Origin of the sequence: Mesorhizobium sp. WSM4887 (assembly GCF_029625865.1) — a bacterium.
In the GTDB taxonomy this organism is placed as follows: domain Bacteria; phylum Pseudomonadota; class Alphaproteobacteria; order Rhizobiales; family Rhizobiaceae; genus Mesorhizobium.
Window position 1 is genome coordinate 1,677,831 of record NZ_JARTVP010000001.1, and the last position, 24,322, is coordinate 1,702,152.

Sequence of the window (24,322 nt, forward strand, 5' to 3'; positions counted from 1 at the left end):
ACGCAGCATTCCAAAACCGGCATGGCATCGCTAGTTTCCGCGCCGACAACAGGAGACCGTCGATGACGCTTGCCAATCCTGCCGATGCGAACGCCGCCAAGACCGCCGGTCCGGCGCCGGCGGGTGCCGCGCCGGCGAAGGCGGGCAAGATCGGCATCATGCTGATCAATCTCGGCACGCCCGACGGCACCGATTTCAAGCCGATGTGGCGCTATCTCAGAGAATTTCTCTCCGATCCGCGCGTCATCGAGCTCAACAAGGCGATCTGGTATCCGATCCTCTACGGGCTGGTTCTCACAGCGCGGCCGACAAAGTCCGGCGCCAACTACGCCAGGATCTGGAACCGGGAGAAGAACGAGTCGCCGCTGCGCACCTTCACCCGCTCGCAGGCGGAGAAGCTCGCCATTGCGCTTGCTGATCTGCCAACCGTCGTGGTCGACTGGGCCATGCGCTACGGCAATCCCTCGACCGGCAGCGTCGTCCGCCGGCTGGTCGAGCAGGGCTGCGAGCGCATCCTCACTTTTCCGCTCTATCCGCAATATTCGGCGACGACCACGGCGACGGCGAACGACCAGCTGTTCCGGGCGCTGATGAAGATCAGGCGAGCGCCGGCGATCCGCAGCGTGCCGCCCTATTATGACGAGCCGGTCTATATCGACGCCCTCGCCCGCTCGATCGAGCAAAACCTGGCGACGCTCGATTTCGTGCCGGAGGTGGTGATCACCTCCTACCACGGCATCCCAAAACCCTATTCCGACAAGGGTGATCCTTACCAGGCGCATTGCCTCGAGACGACGCGGCTGCTCAGGGCAAGGCTCGGCTGGGACGAGAAGAAGCTCATCACCACCTTCCAGTCGCGCTTCGGCGCCCAGGAATGGCTGCAGCCCTACACCGACGTCACTGTCGAGAAGCTGGCGAAGGACGGCGTCAAATCGATCGCGGTCGTCAATCCGGGTTTTTCCGTCGACTGTATCGAGACGCTGGACGAGATCGGCCGCGAGGCCGCCGAGACATTCCACCATGCCGGCGGCAAGAACTTCGCCCACATCCCCTGCCTCAACGACAGCGCCGAGGGCATGGCGGTGATCGAGGCGCTGGTGCGGCGGGAACTGTCAGGCTGGGTCTGACGTCCAATAATAGGCGTCGAAACCGGTTCGCAACAGCCTTCGCTAACCAATATTCGCGATCACCTAATTGTAACGCTTCGGAAACACACTTAAGTGATTCCGCGAGGTCGCCGCCTTTTTGAGGGAGAAACGAAATGGGGTTTAGCGGTTTCGATATTGCCATCATTGTTCTTGTATTCCTCGTCATCATCCTTCTTTTCAAAGGCATCAGAACGGTGCCGCAGGGCTACAACTACACGGTGGAGCGTTTCGGCCGCTACACCAAGACGCTGACGCCCGGCCTGAACATCATCAACCCGATCTTCGAGCGCGTAGGCGCCAAGATGAACATGATGGAGCAGGTGCTCGATGTCCCGACGCAGGAGATCATCACCCGCGACAATGCAATCGTCGGCGTCGACGGCGTCGCCTTCTACCAGGTGCTGAATGCCCCGCAGGCCGCCTATCAGGTCTCCGGGCTGCAGAACGCCATCCTCAACCTCACCATGACCAACATCCGTACCGTCATGGGCTCGATGGATCTCGACGAACTGCTGTCCAACCGCGATGCGATCAACGAACGGCTGCTGCGCGTCGTCGATGAGGCCGCGCACCCGTGGGGCATCAAGATCACCCGCGTCGAGATCAAGGACATCAACCCGCCGGCCAATCTGGTGGATTCGATGAGCCGCCAGATGATCGCCGAGCGCGACAAGCGCGCCCAGATCCTGGCCGCCGAAGGCATGAAGCAGTCGCAGATCCTCGAGGCCGAAGGCCGCAGGGAAGCCGCTTTCCGCGATGCCGAGGCGCGCGAGCGTTCCGCCGAGGCGGAGGCCAAGGCGACCCATGTGGTGTCGGAAGCCATCGCCAAGGGCGACGTGCAGGCGATCAACTACTTCATCGCGCAGAAATACACCGAGGCGCTGGCCAGGATCGGCTCGTCCAGCAACAACAAGATCGTGCTCATGCCGTTCGAAGCCTCATCGCTGATCGGTTCGCTCGGCGGCATCGGCGAGATCGCCCGCGAAGTGTTCAAGGCCGACGGCCCTTCCGGCCCGCAACGTCAGGGGGCGCGCACGCCGCTCGTGCGACCGTCGGACAATTGAGTCACGCCATCTGGGTGGGAGAACGTCAATGATCGATCGCATCGTCTCGGAACTCGGGCCGTGGAACTGGATGGTCCTCGGCTTCGTGCTGCTGGTGATGGAAATCGTGGCGCCCGGCGTGTTCATGCTGTGGATCGGCATCGCCGCGCTGATCATCGGCGCGGTATCGCTGCTGATTTGGGACGCTGCCTTCTGGACCTGGCAGCTCCAGGTGCTCGCCTTCCTCGTGCTCTCTCTGGTCTCAGCCTTCGTCGGCAAGAAGCTGGTGGGCGATCGTGCCGTCAATGCGGACCAGCCGCTGCTCAACCGCCGCGGCGCTCAGATGGTCGGCCGCACGGCGACATTGGCCGAGCCCATCAAGAATGGCCGCGGCCGCATCCGCCTCGGCGACACGCTGTGGCGTGTCTCCGGCCCGGACCTGCCCGTCGGCACCCAGGTGCGTGTGACCGGCGCCGCCGACACCGATCTGGAGCTGACGGTGGAGGCCGTCTGAGTTTGCGGGTTTCCTATTCTGAAGCCGTTTGGGAATCAGGCCTGCGTGTCCTGAGTCTCGCCCATCTCAGGCGGCGCCGATGCGCAGCAGATCGTGCAGATGCACCAGCCCCACGGGGCGATCGGCCTCGACCACCATCAGGCTGGTGATGGCCGACGTATTGATCGTCTGCAGCGCCGTCGCCACCAGCGTGTCGGGGGCAGCCGTCTTCGGCTTCTTTGTCATCACCTCATCGACGTTCATCGACAGAAGATCATCGGCAATGTGGCGGCGGATGTCGCCATCGGTGATGATGCCGATCAGCGCACCGTCGGCGCCGGTGATCGCCACGCAGCCAAAACCCTTGCGCGACAGTTCGACGATCGCTTCGCGCATTCCCGTGCCCGACGGCACCAGCGGCAGCCGCTCGCCGACATGCATGATCTCGCGCAGTTGCATCAGATTGGCGCCGAGCTGACCGCCGGGATGGAAGGTGCGGAAATGGTCCGGCGTGAAGCCGCGCGCCTCGAGCAGCGCGATCGCCAGCGCGTCGCCCATGACCAGCTGCAGCAGCGCCGATGTCGTCGGCGCCAGCCCGTGGGGACAGGCCTCCGGCGCGGCCGGCAGCAACAGCACGACGTCGGCGGCGCGCGCCAGCGCCGAATTCTCGCCCGAGCTGATGGCGATCAGTGGGATCGAAAAGCGTCTGGAATAGGCGACGATGCCCATCAGTTCCTTGCTCTCGCCCGACCAAGACATGGCGATGATGGCGTCGTCCCCGGCGATCATGCCGAGATCCCCGTGATTGGCCTCGGCCGGATGGACGAAGAAGGCAGGCGTGCCGGTCGAGGCGAGCGTCGCCGCGATCTTTGAGCCGATATGCCCGCTCTTGCCGACGCCGGTGACGATGACGCGGCCCTCGATACGCGCGATGGCATCCACTGCGGCAGCGAACGGTTCGGACAAGCCGTTGCCGAGAGCGGCTGCAAGCGCGGCCATGCCGGCCTGCTCCGTCGCCACCGTTCTCAGCGCCGATTCAATCGCTGCCTGCCTGTCCGGCTGCTTTCTTTCTGAGGACCCCGCGTGCATGGCAGATGCCATTAGCGCCATGTCGCCCGCCTGTCCAACGGAATTCCCGTCTCGCGTGCGTCGCGGACAAGGGCCCTTGGCCTGTTTCAACCCTCCGTTAACCATCCGCATTTACGGTCCGGTAAGTATGGCGCGCCTGCGCCGCGCAAGCAGTGGTGATGATGTTCGGGGGCGAGCCAGATACGAAAAAGGGCCGGAAGTGCATTGCCGTTGCAGCGCTTTTGCTGACGGCAAGCATTGTCGCCTTGCTGCGCACCGTGCCGGCATTTTCGCAAGAAACCGAGTTGCGCGGCGAGGTCTCCGAATCGGCAATCCTGGCCGACCAGCAACGCAAGGCCGGACAATTGCGCCCGCAGGGATCGCTGGATCAAGCGGTTCCGGCGACCCAGATGGCTGAGGACCAGACGCCCGCCAACCCTTATGAGCCGGCAAGCCCAGGCGCGGTGCCCGACGACGACCAGACCGGGGGCGCGGAGGGCAGCATCTTCAACCAGCCGCGAGCCACCGACGACCCCTTCGCCGACAATCAAACAATGGCCGCGCCACGCCGGCCTTCGACTGCCAGGCAGGGCGCGGCGGGTGCCAAGGGGAAAAGCGATGCCAAGGCGGCTGACAAGAAAAACGCCAAGAAGAAGCCTGGCCAGACGACCGACAGCACGGCCAAGGCCGCCACCCGCGATCAGGCCGAAACGGCGGCCACCGAGGATGACGGCGCGAACCGCCGCGCCGTCACTATCGACAGCGTCGACCGGCTCGATCCCGGCACGGAGCGCACAGGATCGATCGAGGGCCAGAAAGTGAAGCTGGAGGACGATGCCTTCGCCGCCCCCGGCATCAAGGTCGGGACCTTTGTCTTCCGTCCGACACTCGAGCAAGGCCTCACCGCGACTTCCAATGCCGATGCCAGCGCCGGCGGCAGGTCGGCTGTGCTGTCCGAAACCGCGCTGCGTTTCTCCGCCACCTCCGACTGGCGCGAGAATTCGGCCGTCGTCGACGGCTACGGCCTTTTTCGCAACACGCTTTCGGGCCAGAAGATCAACGATGCGCAGGGCCGGATCGAAGGCCAGCTCACTGTCGACCTCGACAATGAACTGCGTGCCATCGCCAAGCTCGGGTATGAAGCGGTGCCGGAATCGGCGTCCTCGCCGGATGCGATTGCCGGCGTCACCTCACAGCCGCGGCGGCAGACGGTCGACGGCAGCCTCGGCATCGAGAAGGATGTCGGCAAGATGCGCTACGCGCTGACCGGCGCGGTCTCGCATGACTTCTACGGCGACGCCAAGCTCTCGGACGGCACCGTCTTGTCGCTGAAGGATCGCGACTCGACACTGTACTCTGCGACCTTGCGTACCGGCTATCAGGTCTCACCGGCCATGACGCCATTCGTTGAAGTGGAAGCCGGCCGGCGGATCTACGATCTGCGCCTCGACAGCAACGGTTTCGAGCGCTCCTCGACGCGGCTCAGCGCGCGCGCCGGCGTCGAGCTCGACATGCGCGAGAAGCTCTCCGGCGAGTTCTCCGTCGGATGGCTGCGCGAAGGCATCGACGACGACCGTCTGCCGGCGATTGCGGGGCCCTACGTCAACGCCGACCTCAGATGGTCGCCCGAGCGCGGCACCATCATCGGGCTGACCGGAAGAACCACGGTCGAGACCACGACCATCGCTAACGAGAGCGGCGACCTCCTCTATTCGGGCCGGCTCACCGGCGAGCGGCAGGTCCGCGCCAACCTGACGGCGAATACAGCGCTCGGGCTCGACTGGCGCGACTACACCGGCTCCGATGGCCACGATCTGGTCCTGAGCGCCGAGGCCGGCCTGACCTGGTGGCTGAACCGCTATGCCGGCCTCACCACAAGAATCAGGACGGAGAAGCTCACCAGCAACCTTCCCGGTCGCGATTATGTCGCCAACAGCGTCTATCTCGGCCTGAAGGTGCAGCGCTGACGCTTCGTCATCCTCGCGCCAGCGACGCGGACGCGGAGATCCGAAGGATCAACGCCGCTTAGCCAGCACCTAGGAAGCGGCGCCGACCCGCTCCGCCGGCCGCACCTCATCCAGCAGCGTGCGGATGACCCCAGCCATGCTCGCATTCATGTCGCTGCGCCAGAGCGCGAAGGCGACATTGGCCTCGACGAAGCCTTCCGGCGAGCCGCAGTCGAAGGTGCGCCCCTTATAGTGATAGCCGTAGAAGGGCTGCTGCTTCTCCAGCTTCAGCATCGCATCCGTCAGCTGGATCTCGTTGCCGGCGCCGCGCTCCTGGCTTTCGAGGATGCCGAAAATCTCCGGTTGCAGGATGTAGCGCCCGTTGATGAAGAGATTGGAGGGCGCCGTGCCAGCCTTCGGCTTCTCCACCATGCCGGTGATGCGGAAACCGTGATGGGTGTCCTCGCCACGGCCGACGATGCCGTATTTATGGGCCTCGGCCGGGTCGCATTCCTGTACGGCGATGATGTTGTTCCCGGTCTCGGCATAGAGTTCGACCATATCCTTCATGCAGCTTTTTTCCGACTGCATGATCATGTCGGGCAAAAGCAGCGCGAACGGTTCGTCACCGACCAGTTCACGCGCGCACCAGACGGCATGGCCAAGGCCCATCGGCACCTGCTGGCGGGTGAAGCTGGTCTGGCCAGGCGCTGGCTGCAGCCGCTGCAGGCGGGCGAGCTGGTCGTCCTTGCCGCGCTGGGCGAGCGTATCGTAGAGCTCGAACTGGACGTCGAAGTGATCCTCGATGACCGCCTTGTTGCGCCCGGTCACGAAAATGAAATGCTCGATGCCGGCGTCGCGCGCCTCGTCGACCACATATTGAATGACCGGCCGGTCGACGACCGTCAGCATCTCCTTCGGGATGGCCTTGGTGGCCGGAAGAAACCGTGTGCCGAGACCGGCGACCGGGAAAACTGCCTTGCGAACTCGCTTCATGCTCCACCCATACGTTTAAGCCCATTATCTGCGCGGCCATCCGCTCTGCAATCCCCCCGAACATTTTCGCGCCGGAATGTTGAATTACCCGAGCGGCTGGCCTGAAAATCGAAAATTAAAGCACCGACCTCTCTTTTCGTTCCTAATGGCCACCTATGGTAAACTAAATACTAACCGGCTTCGGCGTTGAATGATCCTTCCTAATTTTGATGAAGGAGGAAAAGGATGTCCGTTCGCAACAGCGCAAGGCGCCTGACGGCATTTGTGACGGCCGCGGGCCTCACGCTTGCCTTGCTGATGCCCGCCGGACCCGCTTTCGCCGATGCGGGTTTCCGCCAGTGGGTCGCGGACTTCCGTGCCACCGCGGTTTCGGGCGGCGTTTCCGGCGCAGTCTACGACAAGGCCATGAGGGGCATCGAGCCCGACCCGGTCGTGCTGGAAAAGGCCCGCACCCAGCCGGAATTCACCGCCCCCGCCTGGGATTATTTCGACAACCGCGTGCATGACCAGTCGGTGACCAACGGTCAGGCAATGGCGCGCAAATGGAAGCCATGGCTGGATCGGATCGAGGCGCGGTTCGGCGTCGATCGCCATATCCTTCTCGCCATCTGGTCGATGGAATCGAACTATGGCGAGATCCTCAAGCGCGACGACATCATGCGCAATGTCATCCGTTCGCTGGCGACCCTAGCCTATGGCGACCCGAAGCGGTCGAAATATGCCCGAACCCAGCTGATCGCGGCGCTGAAGATCCTGCAGACCGGCGACATCGACGAAAGCCATCTCATGGGTTCCTGGGCGGGCGCGATGGGTCAGACGCAGTTCATCCCGACCAGCTATCAGCACTACGCGGTGGACATGGACGGCAATGGCCGGCGCGACATCTGGAATTCGATACCCGACGCGTTGGCGACTGCCGCCAACCTGCTCAGGAAGAACGGCTGGCAGGCCGGCAAGACCTGGGGCTATGAAGTGACCTTGCCGCCGGGCAAGCTGCCCGCCGGATCGAAGACGCTGGCGCAGTGGCAGGCTCTCGGGGTCGCCAGGGCCAACGGCAAGCCGTTCAGGAACCTGAGCGACAAGGCGACGCTCAAGGTGCCGGACGGCAGGGGCGGACCGGCCTTCCTGATGATCAGGAATTTCTCGGTCATCAAGGCTTACAACAATGCCGACAAATATGCTTTGGCCGTCGGCCTGCTCGCCGACGAAATCGCCGGTGGCACCGGGCTTGTGCAGGACTGGCAGCGGCCTTTCACCAAGCTCAGCTTTGAGCAACGGCAGGAACTGCAGAAGCGGCTTTCCGAGCACGGTTATTATGACGGCAAGTTCGACGGCAAGATCGGCGAGGGGTCGAAAGCCGCCATCATGGCCTACCAGGCGAAGGTAGGCTTGAGCCAGGATGGCTATCCGAGCCTGGAAGTGCTGAAATGGCTCCGGAAGCAATAGAGCCGCCCATGGCGTCAAGCATCCTTTCAAAAGCGGAAAGGATGCTGTAGCGCTGCGGCCTGCGCATGACTTGCCGGCTTTTTACGTTGTCATGCGCCAAGGATGGAGACTTTCATTGGTTACGGTCGCGCGTGTCTGGCTGATCGTTCGCCGCCTGCCGATTCTCGTCCTGGCCATCGCTGTGCTTGCCGTCGCCGGCTCGAGCGCCTTTCATTCCCCGGCTTTCGCGCAGGAAGACGGAAACCGCGGCTGGTCGCTGCGCGATCTTCTTTTCCCGCGCCGCAGCGAGCGCATTGAACCCCCTGCCAATGTCCAGCCGGTGAGGCCGAAGCCGAAGGCCAGAAAACCCAAGCCGCGCCCGCCGGCCGAGCCGGAGGCGCCGGTCGTCGAAAAGGCGCCGGATGCGCGCGTCGTGCTGGTGGTCGGCGATTTCCTGGCGGGCGGGCTCGCCGAGGGTCTGGACGTCGCCTTTGCCGACAATCCGGCGGTCAGGATCGTTTCGCGCAGCAACGGCTCGTCGGGCTTCGTGCGTGACGATTTCTACAATTGGCCGGTCGAGATCAAGTCTCTGATCGAGACGGAGAAGCCGTCCGTGGTGGTGGTCATGCTTGGCTCCAACGACCGCCAACAGATGCGCGTCGGCGACGTCCGCGAGCAGCCGCGCTCCGAGAACTGGACCAAGGAATACGAGCACCGCACCGATGCGCTGGGCAAGGCCATTCAGGATGCAAAGGTGCCGTTCCTGTGGGTCGGCATGCCGGCGTTCGGGGCGGCAAAAATGACCTCGGACATGCTCGCCTTCAACGACATCTATCATTCAGCCGCACAGACCCATGGCGGCGAGTTCGTCGATGTCTGGGACGGCTTCGTCGACGAGAACGGCGCCTTCGTCACCTCCGGTCCGGACATCAACGGCCAGCCGGTGCGCCTGCGCTCCGACGACGGCATCAACGTGACCAAGGCCGGCAAGCGCAAGCTTGCCTTCTACACCGAAAAGCCGCTGGCCAAGATCCTCGGGCTGGCGGCACCCGGAAGCGTCACCACGGTTTCCGCGCCGGCGGGCGCTCCGGTCGAGGCGTCGAAGCCTGCCGCGGCCCCTGTCATCGTCGACCGCACCGCGCCGATGCTGCTCAGCGACCCCGCGCTCGACGGCGGGACCGAGCTGCTGGGTGCCGCACCGCCAGCCAAGGCCGATCCGAATCTTCCAGCCGAAAAGCTGACCGTCGAGGGCAAGGCGCCCGTCGCCTCGCCCGGCCGAGCCGACGATTTTTCCTGGCCGCCGAAGACGCCGACCGCTTCATCGGAGACCTCGACAGCGGTGCGTCGGTAGGGCCGCAACGGAAGAGCACATCGTGGCTGCAGGTAGACTCAGCGGGGGAGTACGCTAGACCCCATCAGCGCCTCGTCGATCGCGCGCGCTGCCTGGCGGCCTTCGCGGATCGCCCACACCACCAGCGACTGGCCGCGACGGACGTCGCCCGCGGCATAGAGCCTGTCTATGCTGGTTCTGTAGTCGCGGTCGTCGGCCTCGACGTTCCGCGAGCGGCGGCTGTCGGTGACCACCTTTATCTCGCCGTCCAGCTCCTTCATGACCCCATCATTCGCCGGACCGGCAAAGCCGATGGCGATGAAGGCGAGATCGGCGCGGATGACGAACTCGGTGCCGGCGATCGGCTTGCGCTTCTCATCGACCTCGCAGCAGCGGACGCCGGTCAGCTGTCCGTCCTCGCCGATGAATTCGAGGGTCGCCACCTGGAATTCGCGCTCCGCGCCCTCGGCCTGCGAGGAAGACGTGCGCATCTTCGTCGCCCAGTAAGGCCAAACGGCGAGCTTGTCTTCCTTCTCCGGCGGCTGCGGACGGATGTCGAGCTGCGTCACGCGCACCGCGCCTTGCCGGAAGGCGGTGCCGATGCAGTCGGACGCGGTGTCGCCGCCGCCGACGACGACGACATGCTGGCCGCCGGCGATGATCGGATGTGACGGCCAGGCCACCGATTGGATCGGCTCGCCGCCGACGCGGCGGTTCTGCTGCACGAGATACGGCATGGCATCATAGACACCGCTGAGATCGTCGCCCGGAATGTTGGCCGGGCGCGGCGTTTCCGAGCCGCCGCAATAGAGCACGGCGTCGTGCTCGGCGAGGAGCTCGGCAACCGGCTTGTCGACGCCGACATTGACGCCGCAATGGAAACTCACGCCCTCGCCCTGCATCTGCTCGATGCGGCGATCGATGTAATGCTTCTCGATCTTGAAGTCGGGAATGCCGTAGCGCATCAGCCCGCCCGGCCGGCTCTCGCGCTCATAGACATGCACATCGTGGCCGGCGCGGCCGAGCTGCTGGGCGGCGGCCATGCCGGCCGGCCCGGAGCCGATGACGGCAACCCGCTTGCCGGTCTTCTTTTCCGGCGGGTAGGGCCGGATGTGGCCGGTTTCATAGGCCTTGTCGGCGATCGCCTGCTCGACCGTCTTGATGGCGACCGGAATGTCCTCGAGGTTCAGCGTGCAGGCTTCCTCGCAAGGCGCCGGGCAGATGCGGCCGGTAAACTCCGGGAAATTGTTGGTCGAATGCAGGTTGCGGATCGCGCTGTCCCAGTCGCCATTGTAGACGAGGTCGTTCCAGTCCGGGATCTGGTTGTGGATCGGGCAGCCGGTCGGCCCATGGCAAAACGGGATGCCGCAATCCATGCAGCGCGCGGCCTGTTTCTCGACCTCCTTGTCCGACATCGGCAGCGTGAATTCGCGGAAATGCCGGATGCGATCCGAGGCAGGCTGGTACTTCTGCACCTGCCGGTCGATTTCGAGAAACCCTGTTACCTTGCCCATAGTCCAGTCCCTGCTGTCCGAAGGCGCGCTCGCAAGTCTAGCTTGTCGGCGCACCCGTTAACCTCATAAGGACGCCGTGGCAACCTTGGTCCGAGGTCAGGATTGTTGGTGAGGATGCCGGCCGGGCGTCTCCTCGGCCGTGCCCAAAGCCTATTCCGCCGCCACGCTCATGCGCATGCGCTCCATCTCGATCAGCGCGCGGCGATACTCGACCGGCATGATTTTCCGGAATTTCGGCCGGAAGCTTGCCCAATTGTCGAGGATCTCGCGGCCGCGCACCGAGCCCGTGTAATGGACGTGGTTCGAGATCAGCTGATAGAGCCGCTCCTCGTCATGGCTTGTCATGTCTCCGGAGACGTCGACGCGTCCCTTATGGTCGAGGTCGCCGCCATGATGGAGCAGCTTCTCCATCAGGTCGTCCTCTTCCGGAACGGGCTCCAGCTCGACCATCGCCATGTTGCAGCGTTCGGCGAAATCGCCCTTCTCGTCGAGCACATAGGCGACGCCGCCCGACATGCCGGCGGCGAAGTTGCGGCCCGTTTTGCCGATGACCACGACGATGCCGCCGGTCATGTATTCGCAGCCATGGTCGCCGACGCCTTCGACGACGGCAACGACGCCGGAATTGCGCACCGCGAAGCGCTCGCCGGCGACCCCGGCGAAATAGGCCTCGCCCTCGGTCGCGCCGTAGAGCACCGTGTTGCCGACGATGATCGAGTCGGCCGCGACGATCTTGGCCTCTTCCGGCGGCCGGATGACGATGCGGCCGCCCGACAGGCCTTTGCCGACATAATCGTTGCCGGCGCCGACCAGCTCGAAGGAAACGCCGCGCGCGAGAAACGCACCGAAAGACTGGCCGGCCGTGCCGGTGAGCTTGACCTGGATCGTGTCCTCGCGCAGGCCTTTGTGCTTGAAGCGCTTGGCGACTTCGCCCGACAGCATCGCGCCGGCAGAGCGGTCGACATTGCGGATTGGTAGCTCGATGCTGACCGGCTGCTTGGCTTCCAGCGCCGGCTTTGCCAGCTCGATCAGCTTGCGGTCGAGCACGTCGTCGATCGGATGCTTCTGCCGCTCGGTCCAGTGCAGCGCCTCAGGCGGCGCCTCCGGCTTGAAGAACATCTTCGAGAAGTCGAGCCCGCGCGCCTTCCAGTGCTGGATCACGTCGCGCTTCTCCAGAAGGTCGGTGTCGCCGATGATCTGGTCGAGATGGGTGAAGCCCATTTCCGCAAGCAGCGCGCGCACCTCCTCCGCCACGTAGAAGAAGAAGTTGATGACATGCTCCGGCGTGCCCTTGAAGCGCTTGCGCAGCACCGGGTCCTGCGTCGCCACCCCGACCGGGCAGGTGTTCAGGTGGCACTTGCGCATCATGATGCAGCCGGCCGCAATCAGCGGCGCGGTCGAGAAGCCGAACTCGTCGGCGCCGAGCAGCGCGCCGATGATGACGTCACGGCCGGTGCGCAACCCGCCGTCGACCTGCAGCGCCACGCGGGAGCGCAGGCCGTTGAGCACCAGGGTCTGATGCGTCTCGGCGAGGCCCATTTCCCACGGGCTGCCGGCATGCTTGAGTGAGGTCAGCGGCGAAGCGCCGGTGCCGCCGTCGTAGCCGGAGATGGTGATGTGATCGGCGCGCGCCTTGGCGACGCCCGCCGCAACCGTGCCGACGCCGACCTCCGAGACCAGCTTGACCGACACATCGGCCGCCGGGTTGACGTTCTTCAGGTCGTAGATCAGCTGCGCCAGATCCTCGATCGAATAGATGTCGTGATGCGGCGGCGGCGAGATCAGGCCGACGCCGGGGGTCGAATGCCTGACCTTGGCGATGGTGGCGTCGACCTTGTGTCCGGGCAACTGACCGCCCTCGCCGGGCTTGGCGCCTTGGGCCACCTTGATCTGCATGACATCGGAATTGACCAGATATTCCGCCGTCACGCCGAACCGCCCCGACGCGACCTGCTTGATCGCCGAGCGTTCCGGATTCTTGCCGCCGCCGGGCAGCGGCAGATAGCGGTCGGCCTCTTCGCCGCCCTCGCCGGTGTTCGACTTGCCGCCGATGGCGTTCATCGCGCGCGCCAGCGTGGTGTGCGCTTCCCGGGAGATCGAACCGAAGGACATCGCCCCGGTCGAGAAGCGCTTGACGATCTCGGCCGCCGGCATGACGTCTTCGATCGCGACCTTCTTGCGGCCGGTCTCTTCCGCCAGCTTGATCTCGAACAGGCCGCGGATGGTCTGCGCTCTAGCTGTCGCGCTGTCGATCTGCGCCGAATACTCCTTGAACGTGTCCCAGGAGCCCTGGCGCACGGCATGCTGCAGGCTGGCGACCGCATCCGGCGACCACATATGCGCCTCGCCGCGCATGCGGAACATGTATTCGCCGCCGACCTCGAGATTGCTGCGCAGCACCGGGTCGTTGCCGAAGGCATCGGTATGGCGGCTGAGAGTCTCGGTCGCGATCTCGTCCAGCCCGACGCCTTCGATCAGCGTCGCGGTGCCGGTGAAATACTTCTCGACGAAGTCCGACTTGAGCCCGATGGCGTCGAAGATCTGCGCACCGCAATAGGACTGGTAAGTCGAGATGCCCATCTTGGACATCACTTTGAGGATGCCCTTGCCGATCGACTTGATGTAGCGGGAGACGACCTCGTATGCGTCGACCTCCTCCGGCAGTTCGCCGCGCCTGTGCATGTCGAGCAGCGTGTCGAAGGCGAGATAGGGGTTGATCGCCTCGGCGCCATAGCCGGCCAGGCAGCAGAAATGATGCACCTCGCGGGGCTCGCCGGATTCGACGACCAGTCCGACCGCGGTGCGCAGGCCCTTGCGGATCAGGTGATGGTGCACCGCCGCCGTCGCCAGCAAAACCGGAATGGCGATGCGGTCCGGCCCGACCTGGCGGTCGGACAGGATGATGATGTTGTAGCCGCCCGCGACCGCCGCCTCGGCGCGCTCGCAGAGCCGGTCGATGGCGCCTTGCATGCCGGCAGCGCCCTCGTTCGAACCGTAGGTGATGTCGATCGTCTTGGTGTCGAAGCGGTCCTCGGTGTGTCCGATGGAGCGGATCTTCTCGAGATCGCCGTTGGTGAGAATCGGCTGGCGCACTTCAAGCCGCTTGCGGCGCGATGTGCCGATCAGGTCGAAGATGTTCGGCCGCGGCCCGATGAAGGACACCAGGCTCATCACCAGTTCCTCACGGATCGGGTCGATCGGCGGATTGGTGACCTGAGCGAAGTTCTGCTTGAAATAGGTGTAGAGCAGCTTCGACTTGTCCGACATCGCCGAGATCGGCGTGTCGGTGCCCATCGAGCCGACCGCTTCCTGGCCGGTAGTGGCCATCGGTGCCATTAGAAGCTTCGTGTCTTCCTGTGTGTAGCCGAAGGCCTGCTGGCGATCGAGCAGGCTGACATCCTTGCGCAGCGCCCGCGGCTCGACCGGCTTCAGCTCTTCAAGAATCAACTGCGTGTTGGCGAGCCAGGTCTTGTAAGGGTGCCTGGTCGCGATCTCCGACTTGATCTCCTCGTCGGAGATGATGCGGCCCTTGGCCAGATCGATCAAAAGCATGCGGCCGGGCTGCAGCCGCCACTTCTGCACGATCTTTTCCTCCGGCACCGGCAGCACGCCGGCTTCCGAAGCCATGATGACGAGGTCGTCGTCGGTGACGATGTAGCGAGCCGGACGCAGGCCGTTGCGATCGAGCGTCGCGCCGATCTGCCGCCCGTCGGTGAAGACGACCGCCGCCGGCCCGTCCCACGGCTCCATCAGCGCGGCGTGGTATTCGTAAAACGCCTTGCGGTCGGAATCCATGAGCTTGTTGCCGGCCCAGGCTTCCGGGATCAGCATCATCATGGCGTGGCTTAAGCTATAGCCGCCCTGAAACAGGAATTCGAGCGCATTGTCGAAGCACGCCGTGTCGGACTGGCCTTCATAGGATATCGGCCACAGCTTCGAGATGTTGTTGCCGAACAGCTCGGAATCGACCGAGGCCTGACGCGCCGCCATCCAGTTGTTGTTGCCGCGCACCGTGTTGATCTCGCCGTTATGCGCGACCATGCGATAGGGATGCGCCAGCTTCCATGACGGGAAGGTGTTGGTCGAGAAGCGCTGGTGGACGAGGATCAGCGCCGTGTCGAAGCGCGGATCCTTGAGGTCCTTGTAATAGGCGCCGACTTGGTAGGCGAGGAACATGCCCTTGTAGACGATGGTGCGCGCCGACAGCGACACGCAATAGGCGCCGACATCCTTGTTGTCGTTCTCGGCATAGATGCGGCCCGAGATCACCTTGCGCAGCAGGTAGAGCCTCGCCTCGTATTCCTCGTCGTCCGGAATCTCGGCCGTGCGGCCGATGAACACCTGGCGATGGAACGGCTCCGAGGCGACAATCTCCGGCGCCTTCGACAGCGACGAATTATCGACCGGCACGTCGCGGAAGCCGATCAGCGGCAGCCCTTCGGACTGGGCCGATTCGGCGATGATGTCCTCTATATGGGCGCGAAGTGCTGCGTCCTGCGGCATGAACCAGTGGCCGACGCCATATTGGCCGGCCGGCGGCAGTTCGACGCCGTTTGCGGCCATCTCATCGCGGAAGAACCGATCCGGAATCTGCACCAGCACGCCGGCGCCGTCGCCGACCAGCGGATCGGCGCCGACAGCGCCGCGATGGGTGAGGTTTTCCAGCATCGCCAGACCGTCCTCGACGATCTGGTGCGACTTTACGCCCTTCATGTTGGCGATGAAGCCGACGCCGCAGGCGTCATGCTCGTTGCGCGGATCGTAGAGGCCCTGCGCGATCAAACCATTGGCGGTGGCACCAGTTTTGACGGCTGCCGCTTTCGTCTGCGCGGCCTGGCCGTTGATCGCAGATGGCGTCAGTTCCGTCATGTCCTGTCCTCCGTTCCGCACCCTTGGCGGTGATTTCCCTCGGGGCGCTGGTTTGCCTTGGGAAGCACGATGCTTCCCTTCGTCCTTGCTGCACGTCTCGCGAAATTCTTGCCGAACCATGCGGCCATACGCCCGGTTCGCATCCGGTATCGTACAGGCCAGAGCGGAGCCGTCTACCCGCCGCTCGCGACAATGGCCGGAATGGCAGCGATGATATGCCAGTCCAGCCTGTTTTGTGCGACAAAATAAGACAGCACTACTGTCCTAAATTTTTTATGGCAGAAATCCCGCACCTGCACAAGACCGATTCACAAAATTCTCGGGCGTGCCGCGACACAAAATTTCGCGAAGGGATCAAAAAACGCAACCTCTAGTCAGTCGTTACGGCCCGGCTGGCTTCACCGTTTTGCGAAAGATTGGCCCTTGCGCTTCGCGCGCCAAAGCAGTCAAGTCGCGCCGCTTTCTGCCAATCACAATACGGACCTCTCGATGTTCTTTGCATCCGACAACTGGGCGGGCGTTCATCCCGACATTTCGGCGAACCTCTCCCGCCACGCGGCCGGCATCGCGACCGCGTATGGCGACGGCGACTTGGACCGCACCGTCTACCATCGCTTCAGCGAGATCTTCGAGCGCGATGTTCAAGTGTTCTTCGTCGCCACCGGCACCGCGGCCAACGCCCTTTCGATGGCGGCGTTGAACCGTATCGGCGGCATCGCCCTTTGTCATTCCGAAGCGCATATGAATGTCGACGAGTTCGGAGCGATGGGCTTCTACACCGGCGGCGCTCGTACGACGCCGGTTGCGGGTCCCCTGGGGCGCCTCAACCCGCAGGCTCTCGACGACGCCATCAGGCGTTATTCACAGGATCTTGCGCCGGCCGGCCAGCCGATGGCCGTGACGATCACCCAGGCGACCGAGGTGGGCACCGTCTACACCGTCGACGACGTCAAGGCGATCGCCGAGGTCAGCCGCAGGCACAAGCTGCCACTGCATATGGATGGCGCGCGCTTTGCCAATGCGATTGCCGCGACCGACGTCACGCCGGCGGAAATGACCTGGAGGAGCGGCGTCGACCTGATCTCCTTCGGCGGCACCAAGAACGGTTGCTGGATGGCCGACGCGGTGGTGATCTTCAACCCGGAAGTCGGCCGGGATCTGCGCCTGCTTCGCCAGCGCGCCGGACAGACCTTTTCCAAGGCGCGCTTCATCTCGGCGCAATTCGAAGCCTATTTCACCGACGACCTTTGGCTGAGGATGGCGCGGCATGCCAATGCGATGGCGGCACATCTCGCCGAGACGATCGAGGACGCGCCGGCGGGCAGGCTCGCCTGGCTGCCGCAGGCCAACGAAGTGTTCGCAATCTTCGACCGCGCTCTTGCCGAAAAGCTGCAGACCGCCGGCGCCAAATTCTATGAATGGGGCGTGCCGCAGGGTTTCGAAGGCCATCTCGGCGACAAGGAAGCAATCTACCGTTTCGTCGCCAGCTTCGCCACCACCACGCAAGAGATCGACCGTCTCGGCCAACTCCTCTCGCAATGATCAGGCGAGCAAAGGCCCCAGCGACAGTTCGAGGCCAAGCAGGATCAAAAACGCCAGAAAACATCGGCGAAATGTCGCCGCGTTGATTTTCTGGCGCAGGATTAATGTCACAAACAAGCGGCGCCCTTCGGCGCCGCTTTCGTCTCGGGAGGGAGACGTTTCTTACATGGAGCCCGCGGCTTACGCGGCGGCCTTGGCCTCGATCTGCTTGGCCTTGTCCGAAGACGAGGTGATCGCGATCTTGCGCGGCTTCAGCTCTTCCGGAATGTTGCGCTTGAGGTCGACGAAGAGCAGGCCGTTCTTCAGCGTGGCGCCCTCGACCTCAACGTGGTCGGCGAGCTGGAAGCGACGCTCGAAGGCGCGCGAAGCGATGCCGCGATAGAGCAGCTCCGAACCCTCGCCATTGTTCTCTTCCTTGCGCTCACCCTTGACGGTGAGCACATTGCGGTGCGCCTCGATCGAGATCTCGTCTTCCGAGAAGCCGGCAACCGCCATCGAGATGCGATAGGCGTTCTCGCCGGTGCGCTCGATGTTATAGGGCGGATAGGTCTGCGCGCTCTCGGGCTGGCCGAGCGTATCGAGCATGGTGAACAGCCGGTCGAAACCGACGGTCGAACGATAAAGCGGGGAAAAATCAACGTGACGCATGATGTGTTCTCCTGTTGAGCAACATGGTTTGCGTTTGACCCGGTACGAAACCCTCGAAAGGCGCTCCGGATAGGCCAGCAGCCCCGACATCGGCGGCCGCAACCTCCATTTGGGAAGCGGAAAAGCCCATTTCAAGAACTTCGCGCACCAACTTTCACTTCGATTTTTTCGCTCGATGAACGCCAGATGAACCGAGGCTTCGGCATCCGTTCAGCCGGGGCTCGCTAGGCTGCAGTCAACAATACGGACATGCGGCGCCTCGATCGGTGCGCCGCGACGAGGCCGACCGGGTGTAACGTCCCTTCCTCCCGGATCGACAGAGGCCGGAAGCGCGCCGCAGGTGCTTCCGGCCTTCCCGTTCAGGAAAGCGCGTATCCCGGACCTTTGCTTTTGGCGCATGGGCGTCTATCACCGTGGCGACGCCAGGCCCGCTCGGGCAAGAAGCAATCAACGAAGCGCCGAATGACGGACCTTTTCTATCTGACTGAGGGCAATCCGCCGCCGCAGAACGCTGCCGGCGGCTTCTTCACCACCCGCGACGGCAGGAAGATCCGCTACGGCGTTTTCGCCGCCGTCGCCCGCCCGCTCCAGGGCACGGTGGTGCTGCTGACCGGCCGCAACGAGTGCATCGAGAAATATTTCGAGACCATCCGCGATCTCGCCGACCGCGGATTCGGCGTCGCCACCCTCGACTGGCGCGGCCAGGGCGATTCCAGCCGCCTGCTGCGCGACCGGCAGCGCGGCTATGTCCGCAGCTTCCGTGACTACACCCGTGATCTCGAGCAGTTCTTCGAGGAGATCGTGCTGCCCGATTGCCGCGGTCCCTATTACATCCTCGCCCATTCGACGGGAGCAGTGATCGCGCTGCTTGCCTCGCCGTCGATGGTCAACCGGGTGCGGCGCATGGTGCTGATCGCGCCTTTCCTGGCCGTGCCCGACTTGCGGGTTTCGATCGCCACCATAAGGCGCGTCTGCGCGGTGTTCTGCGCGCTGGGCCTCGGCCGCCTCTATGCCGCCTGGGGGCCGCGCCCGAAATTGCCGACGCCCTTCGAAATGAACAAGGTGACGTCCGACCCGGAGCGCTACCGGCGCAATACCGACATTTACAGGGCCTGGCCCCACCTTGGACTCGGTGGTCCGACCATCCGCTGGCTGAAGGCCGCAGCCGCAGCCGCGGAAGCGGTCAGCGACCCCGATTTCATGGCAAGGATACAGGTACCGACGCTGATCGTCGCCGCCGGCGCCGATCAGGTGGTCTCTACCAAGGCGGTCGAATCCTATGCCAGACGGCTTCGCGTCGGCTCTTTGTTGATGATCGACGGCGCGCATCATGAGATCCTGCAAGAGAGGGATCTCTTTCGCGAGCAGCTCCTGGCGGCCTTCGATGCTTTTGTTCCGGGAACCGGCGACGCTGCCTGATCACGGAACGACGCCGCGGATCAGCCGCGCAGCGCCGCCATTGCCGCGGCGTGCAATTCCGGCGTCGCCGCCGCCAATATGTCGCCGCCGTTTTCCGCCGGCCCGCCTTCGAAGGTGGTGACGACGCCGCCCGCCTTCTCGATGATCGGGATCAGCGCCACGATGTCGTAGGGTTTCAAACCCGGATCGGCGACGATATCGACGCTGCCCGCCGCCACCATGGCGAAGGCGTAGCAGTCGGTGCCGTAGCGGGCGAGCTGCACCTGTTTCTCGAACGCGTCATAGCGGTTGCGCGCCGCGCCCTTGAACAGCGCCGGCGTGGTGGTGAACAGGGTCGCTTGCGAAAGCTGCGTCGTCTTGCGCGTCGCGAGCTTGCGCGGGCCACCCGGGCCTTCGTAATGCGAGCCGGAGGCATTGGCATAGAACAGCTCGCCGGTGAAGGGCTGCGACATCAGGCCGGCGACGGCATCGCCGTCGATCGTCAGTCCGACCAGCGTTCCCCAGACCGGCAGGCCGGAAATGAAGGCGCGTGTGCCGTCGATCGGGTCGATGACCCAGACATGCCGGCTCGAAATGTTCTCGCTGCCATGCTCTTCGCCGAGGATGCCGTGATCGGGATACTCCGCCGAGATAAGCGCCCGGATCGCCCGCTCGGCCTCGCGATCGGCTTCCGTCACCGGATCGAAGCTCTCCGCCAGCTTGGTGGCGACTGCGGCCTGGCTGCGGAAGCGAGGCAAGGTCTCGGCGGCGGCGGCACGCGCGATGCGCCGCATGAAGTCGATGCTGATATCCAACCCACTCTCCCCGTTGCGGCAACCATCCGGCAGCTGCTGTCTTCTTGTCGGACCGGAGCGTGCAACCGGGTCAGGCGCCCTCGCCTGTTGCCTCAAAGTCACATGTCAGGCGCCGAAACCGGATTTGCACATCATATTGAATTAAAAAAGCCTGAAGTCGATTGACATTTGTGCATCGCACAATACTTTTGTTCTCGGACAGCTTATCCTGTCCATGCCCTCCTTGGGCGTTTCCTCCCTAGACTTCGACCGTGTCGTGAAAACGATGCGGTCTTTTTTTGAGCCGCGGATCGCAGCGCTGCCGTCATTCGGCGGCGAGCGGCAGGTCGAGGAAATGATGGCCGGGCATCGAAATCAGTTCGGCCGAAAACCGCGTCAGGTCGTCGGCTAAAGCGTCGAAGCCGGCCGATTTCTGGAATGTCCGCTCGTTCATGTAGAGCCCGCGATTGACCTCGATCTGCAGCGCATGGAGATGACGCGCCGGCCGCCCGTAATGCTCGGTTATGAAGCCGCCGGCATAAGGCTTGTTATGCGCGACAGCGTAGCCCATTCCGGTGAGCAGGCCGATCGCCCTCTCGGTTAGAGCCGCGCTGGCGGAAATGCCGAAACGATCGCCGATGATGAAGTCCGGCCGCGCGCCATTGTCGCCGACCCGGACGCTGGCCGGCATCGAATGGCAGTCGATCAGCACGGCATAGCCGAACCTGGCGTGGGTCCTGGTCAATAGCCGCTTCAGCGTCTCGTGGTAGGGCTTGTAGACGGCCTCTATGCGTCCCACGGCCTCGGAGAGCGGCAGACGCCCGGGATAGATATCGAGCCCTTCCCCCACCAGCTTCGGCACGGTGCCCAGCCCGCCCGCCACGCGGGCAGAGCGGATGTTGCAGAAGGACGGCACCGGCTCCGCGAACATGCGCGGATCGAGTTCCCACGGTTCGCGATTGACGTCGAGATAGGCGCGCGGGAAATTTGCCGCCAGCATGGGCGCGCCGAGCGCGACGGCGCCGCCGAACAGCTCATCGACATAGCAATCCTCCGACCGGCGTATGGCGTTGCGGTCGAGCCGCACCATGGCCAGGAAGCGCTCGGGATAATGGCGGCCGCTATGCGGCGAGTTGAACAGGAAAGCTACGCGTTGCTCGGCGCCCGACCGGATTTCGAAGGGTGGTGTGACCGAAAAATCCTCGGCTGCCGTCTTCAATTTGAACGAACCAGGACGAAGCACTGCATCATGATGCGAAACTGCCATCTTGCGCCCGGTATGTCCAGCATTTCAGCCCCGCGAAACGCACAGTCGAAGTGGTCGCGACAAGGCCAACGTTCACTTGATGTTTACCGTCTCCTCCTCATATACAGGATGGTTAACGGGCTTGCCCGGCGGCAGGCTTGGGGCGGGTGATTCGGACGGGATACGATGGCACGCATTCTTCTGGCGGAAGACGACGACGATATGCGCCGGTTCCTCGTCAAGGCGCTGGAACGCGCCGGCTACCAGGTGAGCGATTTCGACAACGGCGCCAGCGCCTATGAGCGGCTGCGCGAGGAGCCTTTTTCGCTGCTTCTGACCGACATCGTCATGCCGGAGATGGACGGCATCGAGCTTGCCCGCCGCGCCACTGAGATCGATCCGGATCTCAAGGTCATGTTCATCACCGGCTTCGCTGCCGTCGCGCTCAATCCGGATTCCAAGGCGCCCAAGGACGCCAAGGTGCTGTCGAAGCCGTTCCATCTGCGCGATCTCGTCAACGAGGTCGAGAAGATGCTTCAGGCCGCCTAAAGGGTTTTTCCGGCCGGCGCATGTCGTCCAAAACGGCGCAGCGGCTGGGAAAACGACATCCACAAAACAAAGATCTAAGCGCGTCACTCGAACCCGTTTCGACGCGACGCGCTTTAGGCATCGGCGCTTCCGCCGCTGCGGCGAAACCGAGCTTTCTTTTCTCGTTCCTGCTATTGACGCGCCGGACCAAAAATGGTGTATGCGCGGCTTCGGATGGGCGTGTAGCTCAGCGGGAGAGCACTGCATTGACATTGCAGGGGTCACAAGTTCAATCCTTGTCACGCCCACCATCCTCTTGAAAATCAATGGGTTAAGCTGAGAATTCGCTGGTGAGGCATCCAGGGGATGCACCAGAATGCGCAATCCGACCTATCTCGAAATTTCCCGTCACCGGGTTTTCTATTTCCGCTGGCCCCTAATCAAGCCCTGTGCTGCCGGCAGCGGAACGGCAACAAGCCTTAAAATTTCGCTGGGTACGAGGGTAGGCTCGGAAGCCTTGTCTCTGGCTCGACACCTAAGCTATGTCGGTCAAGCCCTCATGAAACAGTGGTCAGCATCCGGCATGCGCTATGACGAAATACGTGCATCTCTTAGGAAGCACTTCCAAGAGTTGTTAGCCCGCCGCAAAAGCGAGATGGCTGCGCAAGGGCGACTCTCAGTCATGCACGTAGGCGCCCTGCAGAACGGGGTTGGGTTTGCGGAAGAAGCCATCGCAACCGGCGCTGATATCTTGCCGCACATTAGCGATGACGCGCTAGCCATCGAATTTGCCGAAAAGTACTGCCTGCCTCTAGCTCCAGGCTCGAATGCTTTCGAGACATTCAAAGTGGAAATGCGAAAGGCATACAGGGCTTTCTGTGCAGAGGTTTTGGCTCACGACCAGTCCTTTGAGAGCTACGATTTCGACGAAACCGCCATTCCGTCCGCCTCAACGTTTGCAAAACCCGCATCAGGGCCTAGGCACACCCTTGCCGATGCCGCAGCCGAGTTCATGGCGGAGCTGCACAGAAGTGACGCCTGGGTCAAGCGAACTGAGGATCAGAAGCGACAACACCTCGAACTCTTGAGTGAGATTCTCCCAGGGATCCATATTGATCAGGTGACATCTGTGGATCTTCAGCGCGTAAAACAGGTTCTCCTAAACTATCCTCGTAATAGGAATAAGGTTGAAGCTACCAAAAACTTGTCCATCGACGAACTGTTGCAGCTACACGGGCACGATAAGCTGAGTGTTCGTACTATAAACTCGTATCTCCAAACCTATGCCGGGCTGTTCTCGTGGGCCAAGAGAAACAGATATGTCTCTGAAAATCTGTTTGACGGCGCGAGCGTCAAAGAGAGCAAGAAGCAAGCGGAAGCGGCACAGAGAGAAGCGTTTTCGCAGACTCAGACAGATCTGATCTTAAGCGAGCTACTGAACAATCACAGGGGTTTGATCAACAAGGACTATCAGAAATGGGGACCTTTGATCGGACTGTACACAGGTGCAAGGCTTAACGAGATTTGCCAGATTGAACTCTCAGATATCAAGGAGGATGCAGGAATCTGGTATTTCGATATCAATGACGAGGGCGACAAAAAGCACCTAAAGAACACAGCGTCCCGCAGGATCGTACCCATTCACGACCAGCTCCTTGCACTCGGATTTTTGGAATACGCGGAAGGGCTGAGAGCGCGTGGTCAGAAGCGACTGTTTCCTGAATTTTCGCTGAGTGCAAAAGAAGGCTACGGACGGGCACTCGGACGATGGTTCAATGATCGCTTTCTCGTTCAGCTCGGCATCAAATCAAAGGAGCTGGTGTTCCACAGTTTCAGGCACGGGATGGTGACGAGACTGATCCAGGCTGGCGTCGAAGAAAACTTGGTCAAGGCCATTGTCGGCCACACGAGACAGGGTGTCACGCAACAGCACTATTTCAAGGAAGGCTATACGCTCGAACAGATGCAGAAAGCACTGCGCGAGTTCTAGCTATCCATCACCTGTTTGACGAGCGCTAGAACGTCCAGATCGATGATCTCGGCCAGTTCTAGAAGCTCCACAAGGTCAACCCTGCGTTGGCCGCTCTCAATGTTGGCTATAAAAGGCTGATGTCGTCCAAAAGCCTTGGCGACTTGTGCCTGAGACAGGCCCTTAGAGCGACGCTGCTCAGCCAGTGCCGCCGCTATCATCAGATGACGTTTTGAGTGCAGCGACTTCGGCATAGCCCGTTGACGACAAGTTCAACAGGCGGGTAATCCGAAATTCAGATTATCCAAAAATTGGATATTTGGGTCAAATAAGTGCTGCGATTTTAGGGAAACTGACAGGGGGTT

Annotated in this window: 18 protein-coding genes and 1 tRNA gene; 11 read left to right on the plus strand and 8 right to left on the minus strand. The window is 62.8% G+C overall.

What is annotated here, in order from left to right; all coding sequences use genetic code 11:
- The first annotated feature begins 62 nt into the window (after window positions 1-62).
- From hemH to P9230_RS08050, 3 genes are all read left to right on the plus strand, one after another.
- Window positions 63-1,127 carry a ferrochelatase gene (hemH, locus tag P9230_RS08040; RefSeq protein ID WP_278118244.1) on the plus strand — a complete coding sequence of 355 codons (1,065 nt, stop codon included), beginning with the start codon at window positions 63-65 and terminating at the stop codon, window positions 1,125-1,127.
- Window positions 1,128-1,261: 134 nt separating this feature from the next.
- Complete coding sequence (locus P9230_RS08045; RefSeq protein ID WP_278118246.1) at window positions 1,262-2,212, plus strand: SPFH domain-containing protein; 951 nt, start codon at window positions 1,262-1,264, stop codon at window positions 2,210-2,212.
- 28 nt (window positions 2,213-2,240) lie between these two features.
- Window positions 2,241-2,705, plus strand: a complete 465-nt coding sequence (locus P9230_RS08050; protein ID WP_067325928.1) for an NfeD family protein — start codon at window positions 2,241-2,243, stop codon at window positions 2,703-2,705.
- A 66-nt stretch (window positions 2,706-2,771) separates the two neighbouring features.
- Here P9230_RS08050 and P9230_RS08055 read toward each other — a convergent pair whose 3' ends face one another.
- Window positions 2,772-3,773, minus strand: coding sequence for a KpsF/GutQ family sugar-phosphate isomerase (locus P9230_RS08055; protein ID WP_278118361.1), 1,002 nt, complete (start codon window positions 3,771-3,773; stop codon window positions 2,772-2,774).
- Between the two features lie 161 nt (window positions 3,774-3,934).
- Between P9230_RS08055 and P9230_RS08060 the strand changes: the two genes are divergently transcribed.
- The gene (locus P9230_RS08060) at window positions 3,935-5,719 is read left to right on the plus strand and encodes an outer membrane beta-barrel protein (RefSeq protein ID WP_278118363.1); all 1,785 of its coding nucleotides are present in this window, start codon (window positions 3,935-3,937) and stop codon (window positions 5,717-5,719) included.
- Between the two features lie 69 nt (window positions 5,720-5,788).
- Here the strand turns inward: P9230_RS08060 and galU are convergent, their stop codons facing one another.
- The gene (galU, locus tag P9230_RS08065; RefSeq protein ID WP_067325925.1) at window positions 5,789-6,694 is read right to left on the minus strand and encodes a UTP--glucose-1-phosphate uridylyltransferase GalU; all 906 of its coding nucleotides are present in this window, start codon (window positions 6,692-6,694) and stop codon (window positions 5,789-5,791) included.
- 225 nt (window positions 6,695-6,919) lie between these two features.
- On the opposite strand from galU, the gene P9230_RS08070 reads away from it, so the two are divergent.
- Window positions 6,920-8,140: a lytic murein transglycosylase gene (locus P9230_RS08070; protein ID WP_067325921.1), complete on the plus strand. Its 1,221-nt coding sequence runs from the start codon at window positions 6,920-6,922 to the stop codon at window positions 8,138-8,140.
- Window positions 8,141-8,255: 115 nt separating this feature from the next.
- A complete protein-coding gene (locus tag P9230_RS08075; RefSeq protein WP_278118249.1) occupies window positions 8,256-9,470 on the plus strand; it encodes a DUF459 domain-containing protein in 1,215 nt (404 codons plus the stop codon).
- 38 nt (window positions 9,471-9,508) lie between these two features.
- Here P9230_RS08075 and P9230_RS08080 read toward each other — a convergent pair whose 3' ends face one another.
- Both P9230_RS08080 and gltB read right to left on the minus strand, forming a co-directional pair.
- Entirely contained in the window at window positions 9,509-10,963 is a 1,455-nt protein-coding gene (locus tag P9230_RS08080) for a glutamate synthase subunit beta (RefSeq protein WP_095826717.1), read from the minus strand.
- Window positions 10,964-11,113: 150 nt separating this feature from the next.
- Window positions 11,114-15,832 carry a glutamate synthase large subunit gene (gene gltB / locus P9230_RS08085; protein ID WP_278118251.1) on the minus strand — a complete coding sequence of 1,573 codons (4,719 nt, stop codon included), beginning with the start codon at window positions 15,830-15,832 and terminating at the stop codon, window positions 11,114-11,116.
- Between the two features lie 489 nt (window positions 15,833-16,321).
- On the opposite strand from gltB, the gene P9230_RS08090 reads away from it, so the two are divergent.
- Window positions 16,322-17,374 carry a low specificity L-threonine aldolase gene (locus P9230_RS08090; protein ID WP_278118253.1) on the plus strand — a complete coding sequence of 351 codons (1,053 nt, stop codon included), beginning with the start codon at window positions 16,322-16,324 and terminating at the stop codon, window positions 17,372-17,374.
- Between the two features lie 180 nt (window positions 17,375-17,554).
- Here P9230_RS08090 and P9230_RS08095 read toward each other — a convergent pair whose 3' ends face one another.
- Complete coding sequence (locus tag P9230_RS08095) at window positions 17,555-18,022, minus strand: Hsp20 family protein (protein ID WP_067002526.1); 468 nt, start codon at window positions 18,020-18,022, stop codon at window positions 17,555-17,557.
- Between the two features lie 462 nt (window positions 18,023-18,484).
- Between P9230_RS08095 and P9230_RS08100 the strand changes: the two genes are divergently transcribed.
- Window positions 18,485-19,441: an alpha/beta hydrolase gene (locus tag P9230_RS08100; protein WP_278087104.1), complete on the plus strand. Its 957-nt coding sequence runs from the start codon at window positions 18,485-18,487 to the stop codon at window positions 19,439-19,441.
- Window positions 19,442-19,461: 20 nt separating this feature from the next.
- On the opposite strand, the gene hisN is transcribed toward P9230_RS08100, so the two are convergent.
- Window positions 19,462-20,235 carry a histidinol-phosphatase gene (gene hisN, locus P9230_RS08105; RefSeq protein ID WP_278118256.1) on the minus strand — a complete coding sequence of 258 codons (774 nt, stop codon included), beginning with the start codon at window positions 20,233-20,235 and terminating at the stop codon, window positions 19,462-19,464.
- Between the two features lie 304 nt (window positions 20,236-20,539).
- Window positions 20,540-21,481: an N-formylglutamate amidohydrolase gene (locus P9230_RS08110; RefSeq protein ID WP_067002532.1), complete on the minus strand. Its 942-nt coding sequence runs from the start codon at window positions 21,479-21,481 to the stop codon at window positions 20,540-20,542.
- A 165-nt stretch (window positions 21,482-21,646) separates the two neighbouring features.
- On the opposite strand from P9230_RS08110, the gene P9230_RS08115 reads away from it, so the two are divergent.
- From P9230_RS08115 to P9230_RS08125, 3 genes are all read left to right on the plus strand, one after another.
- Window positions 21,647-22,009 (plus strand): response regulator, encoded by a 363-nt coding sequence (locus P9230_RS08115; protein WP_006199474.1) that lies wholly within the window; start codon window positions 21,647-21,649, stop codon window positions 22,007-22,009.
- Between the two features lie 215 nt (window positions 22,010-22,224).
- Window positions 22,225-22,299, plus strand: a tRNA-Val gene (locus P9230_RS08120).
- 65 nt (window positions 22,300-22,364) lie between these two features.
- On the plus strand, window positions 22,365-23,978 hold the full coding sequence (locus P9230_RS08125) for a site-specific integrase (RefSeq protein WP_278118258.1): 1,614 nt from the start codon (window positions 22,365-22,367) through the stop codon (window positions 23,976-23,978).
- Here P9230_RS08125 and P9230_RS08130 read toward each other — a convergent pair.
- Window positions 23,975-24,211 (minus strand): helix-turn-helix transcriptional regulator, encoded by a 237-nt coding sequence (locus tag P9230_RS08130; protein WP_278118261.1) that lies wholly within the window; start codon window positions 24,209-24,211, stop codon window positions 23,975-23,977. The genes P9230_RS08125 and P9230_RS08130 overlap by 4 nt on opposite strands.
- Window positions 24,212-24,322: the final 111 nt, after the last annotated feature.

Bases quoted from the DNA above. Each gene is read 5' to 3' on its own strand.
- P9230_RS08115 (WP_006199474.1), top strand. From the start codon at position 21,647: ATGGCACGCATTCTTCTGGCGGAAGACGACGACGATATGCGCCGGTTC.
- P9230_RS08060 (WP_278118363.1), top strand. From the start codon at position 3,935: ATGTTCGGGGGCGAGCCAGATACGAAAAAGGGCCGGAAGTGCATTGCC.
- P9230_RS08070 (WP_067325921.1), top strand. From the start codon at position 6,920: ATGTCCGTTCGCAACAGCGCAAGGCGCCTGACGGCATTTGTGACGGCC.
- P9230_RS08130 (WP_278118261.1), bottom strand. From the start codon at position 24,211: ATGCCGAAGTCGCTGCACTCAAAACGTCATCTGATGATAGCGGCGGCA.
- P9230_RS08095 (WP_067002526.1), bottom strand. From the start codon at position 18,022: ATGCGTCACGTTGATTTTTCCCCGCTTTATCGTTCGACCGTCGGTTTC.
- P9230_RS08125 (WP_278118258.1), top strand. From the start codon at position 22,365: ATGCGCAATCCGACCTATCTCGAAATTTCCCGTCACCGGGTTTTCTAT.
- P9230_RS08100 (WP_278087104.1), top strand. From the start codon at position 18,485: ATGACGGACCTTTTCTATCTGACTGAGGGCAATCCGCCGCCGCAGAAC.
- galU (WP_067325925.1), bottom strand. From the start codon at position 6,694: ATGAAGCGAGTTCGCAAGGCAGTTTTCCCGGTCGCCGGTCTCGGCACA.
- P9230_RS08080 (WP_095826717.1), bottom strand. From the start codon at position 10,963: ATGGGCAAGGTAACAGGGTTTCTCGAAATCGACCGGCAGGTGCAGAAG.
- P9230_RS08055 (WP_278118361.1), bottom strand. From the start codon at position 3,773: ATGCACGCGGGGTCCTCAGAAAGAAAGCAGCCGGACAGGCAGGCAGCG.
- P9230_RS08050 (WP_067325928.1), top strand. From the start codon at position 2,241: ATGATCGATCGCATCGTCTCGGAACTCGGGCCGTGGAACTGGATGGTC.
- hemH (WP_278118244.1), top strand. From the start codon at position 63: ATGACGCTTGCCAATCCTGCCGATGCGAACGCCGCCAAGACCGCCGGT.
- gltB (WP_278118251.1), bottom strand. From the start codon at position 15,832: ATGACGGAACTGACGCCATCTGCGATCAACGGCCAGGCCGCGCAGACG.
- P9230_RS08090 (WP_278118253.1), top strand. From the start codon at position 16,322: ATGTTCTTTGCATCCGACAACTGGGCGGGCGTTCATCCCGACATTTCG.
- P9230_RS08110 (WP_067002532.1), bottom strand. From the start codon at position 21,481: ATGGCAGTTTCGCATCATGATGCAGTGCTTCGTCCTGGTTCGTTCAAA.
- P9230_RS08045 (WP_278118246.1), top strand. From the start codon at position 1,262: ATGGGGTTTAGCGGTTTCGATATTGCCATCATTGTTCTTGTATTCCTC.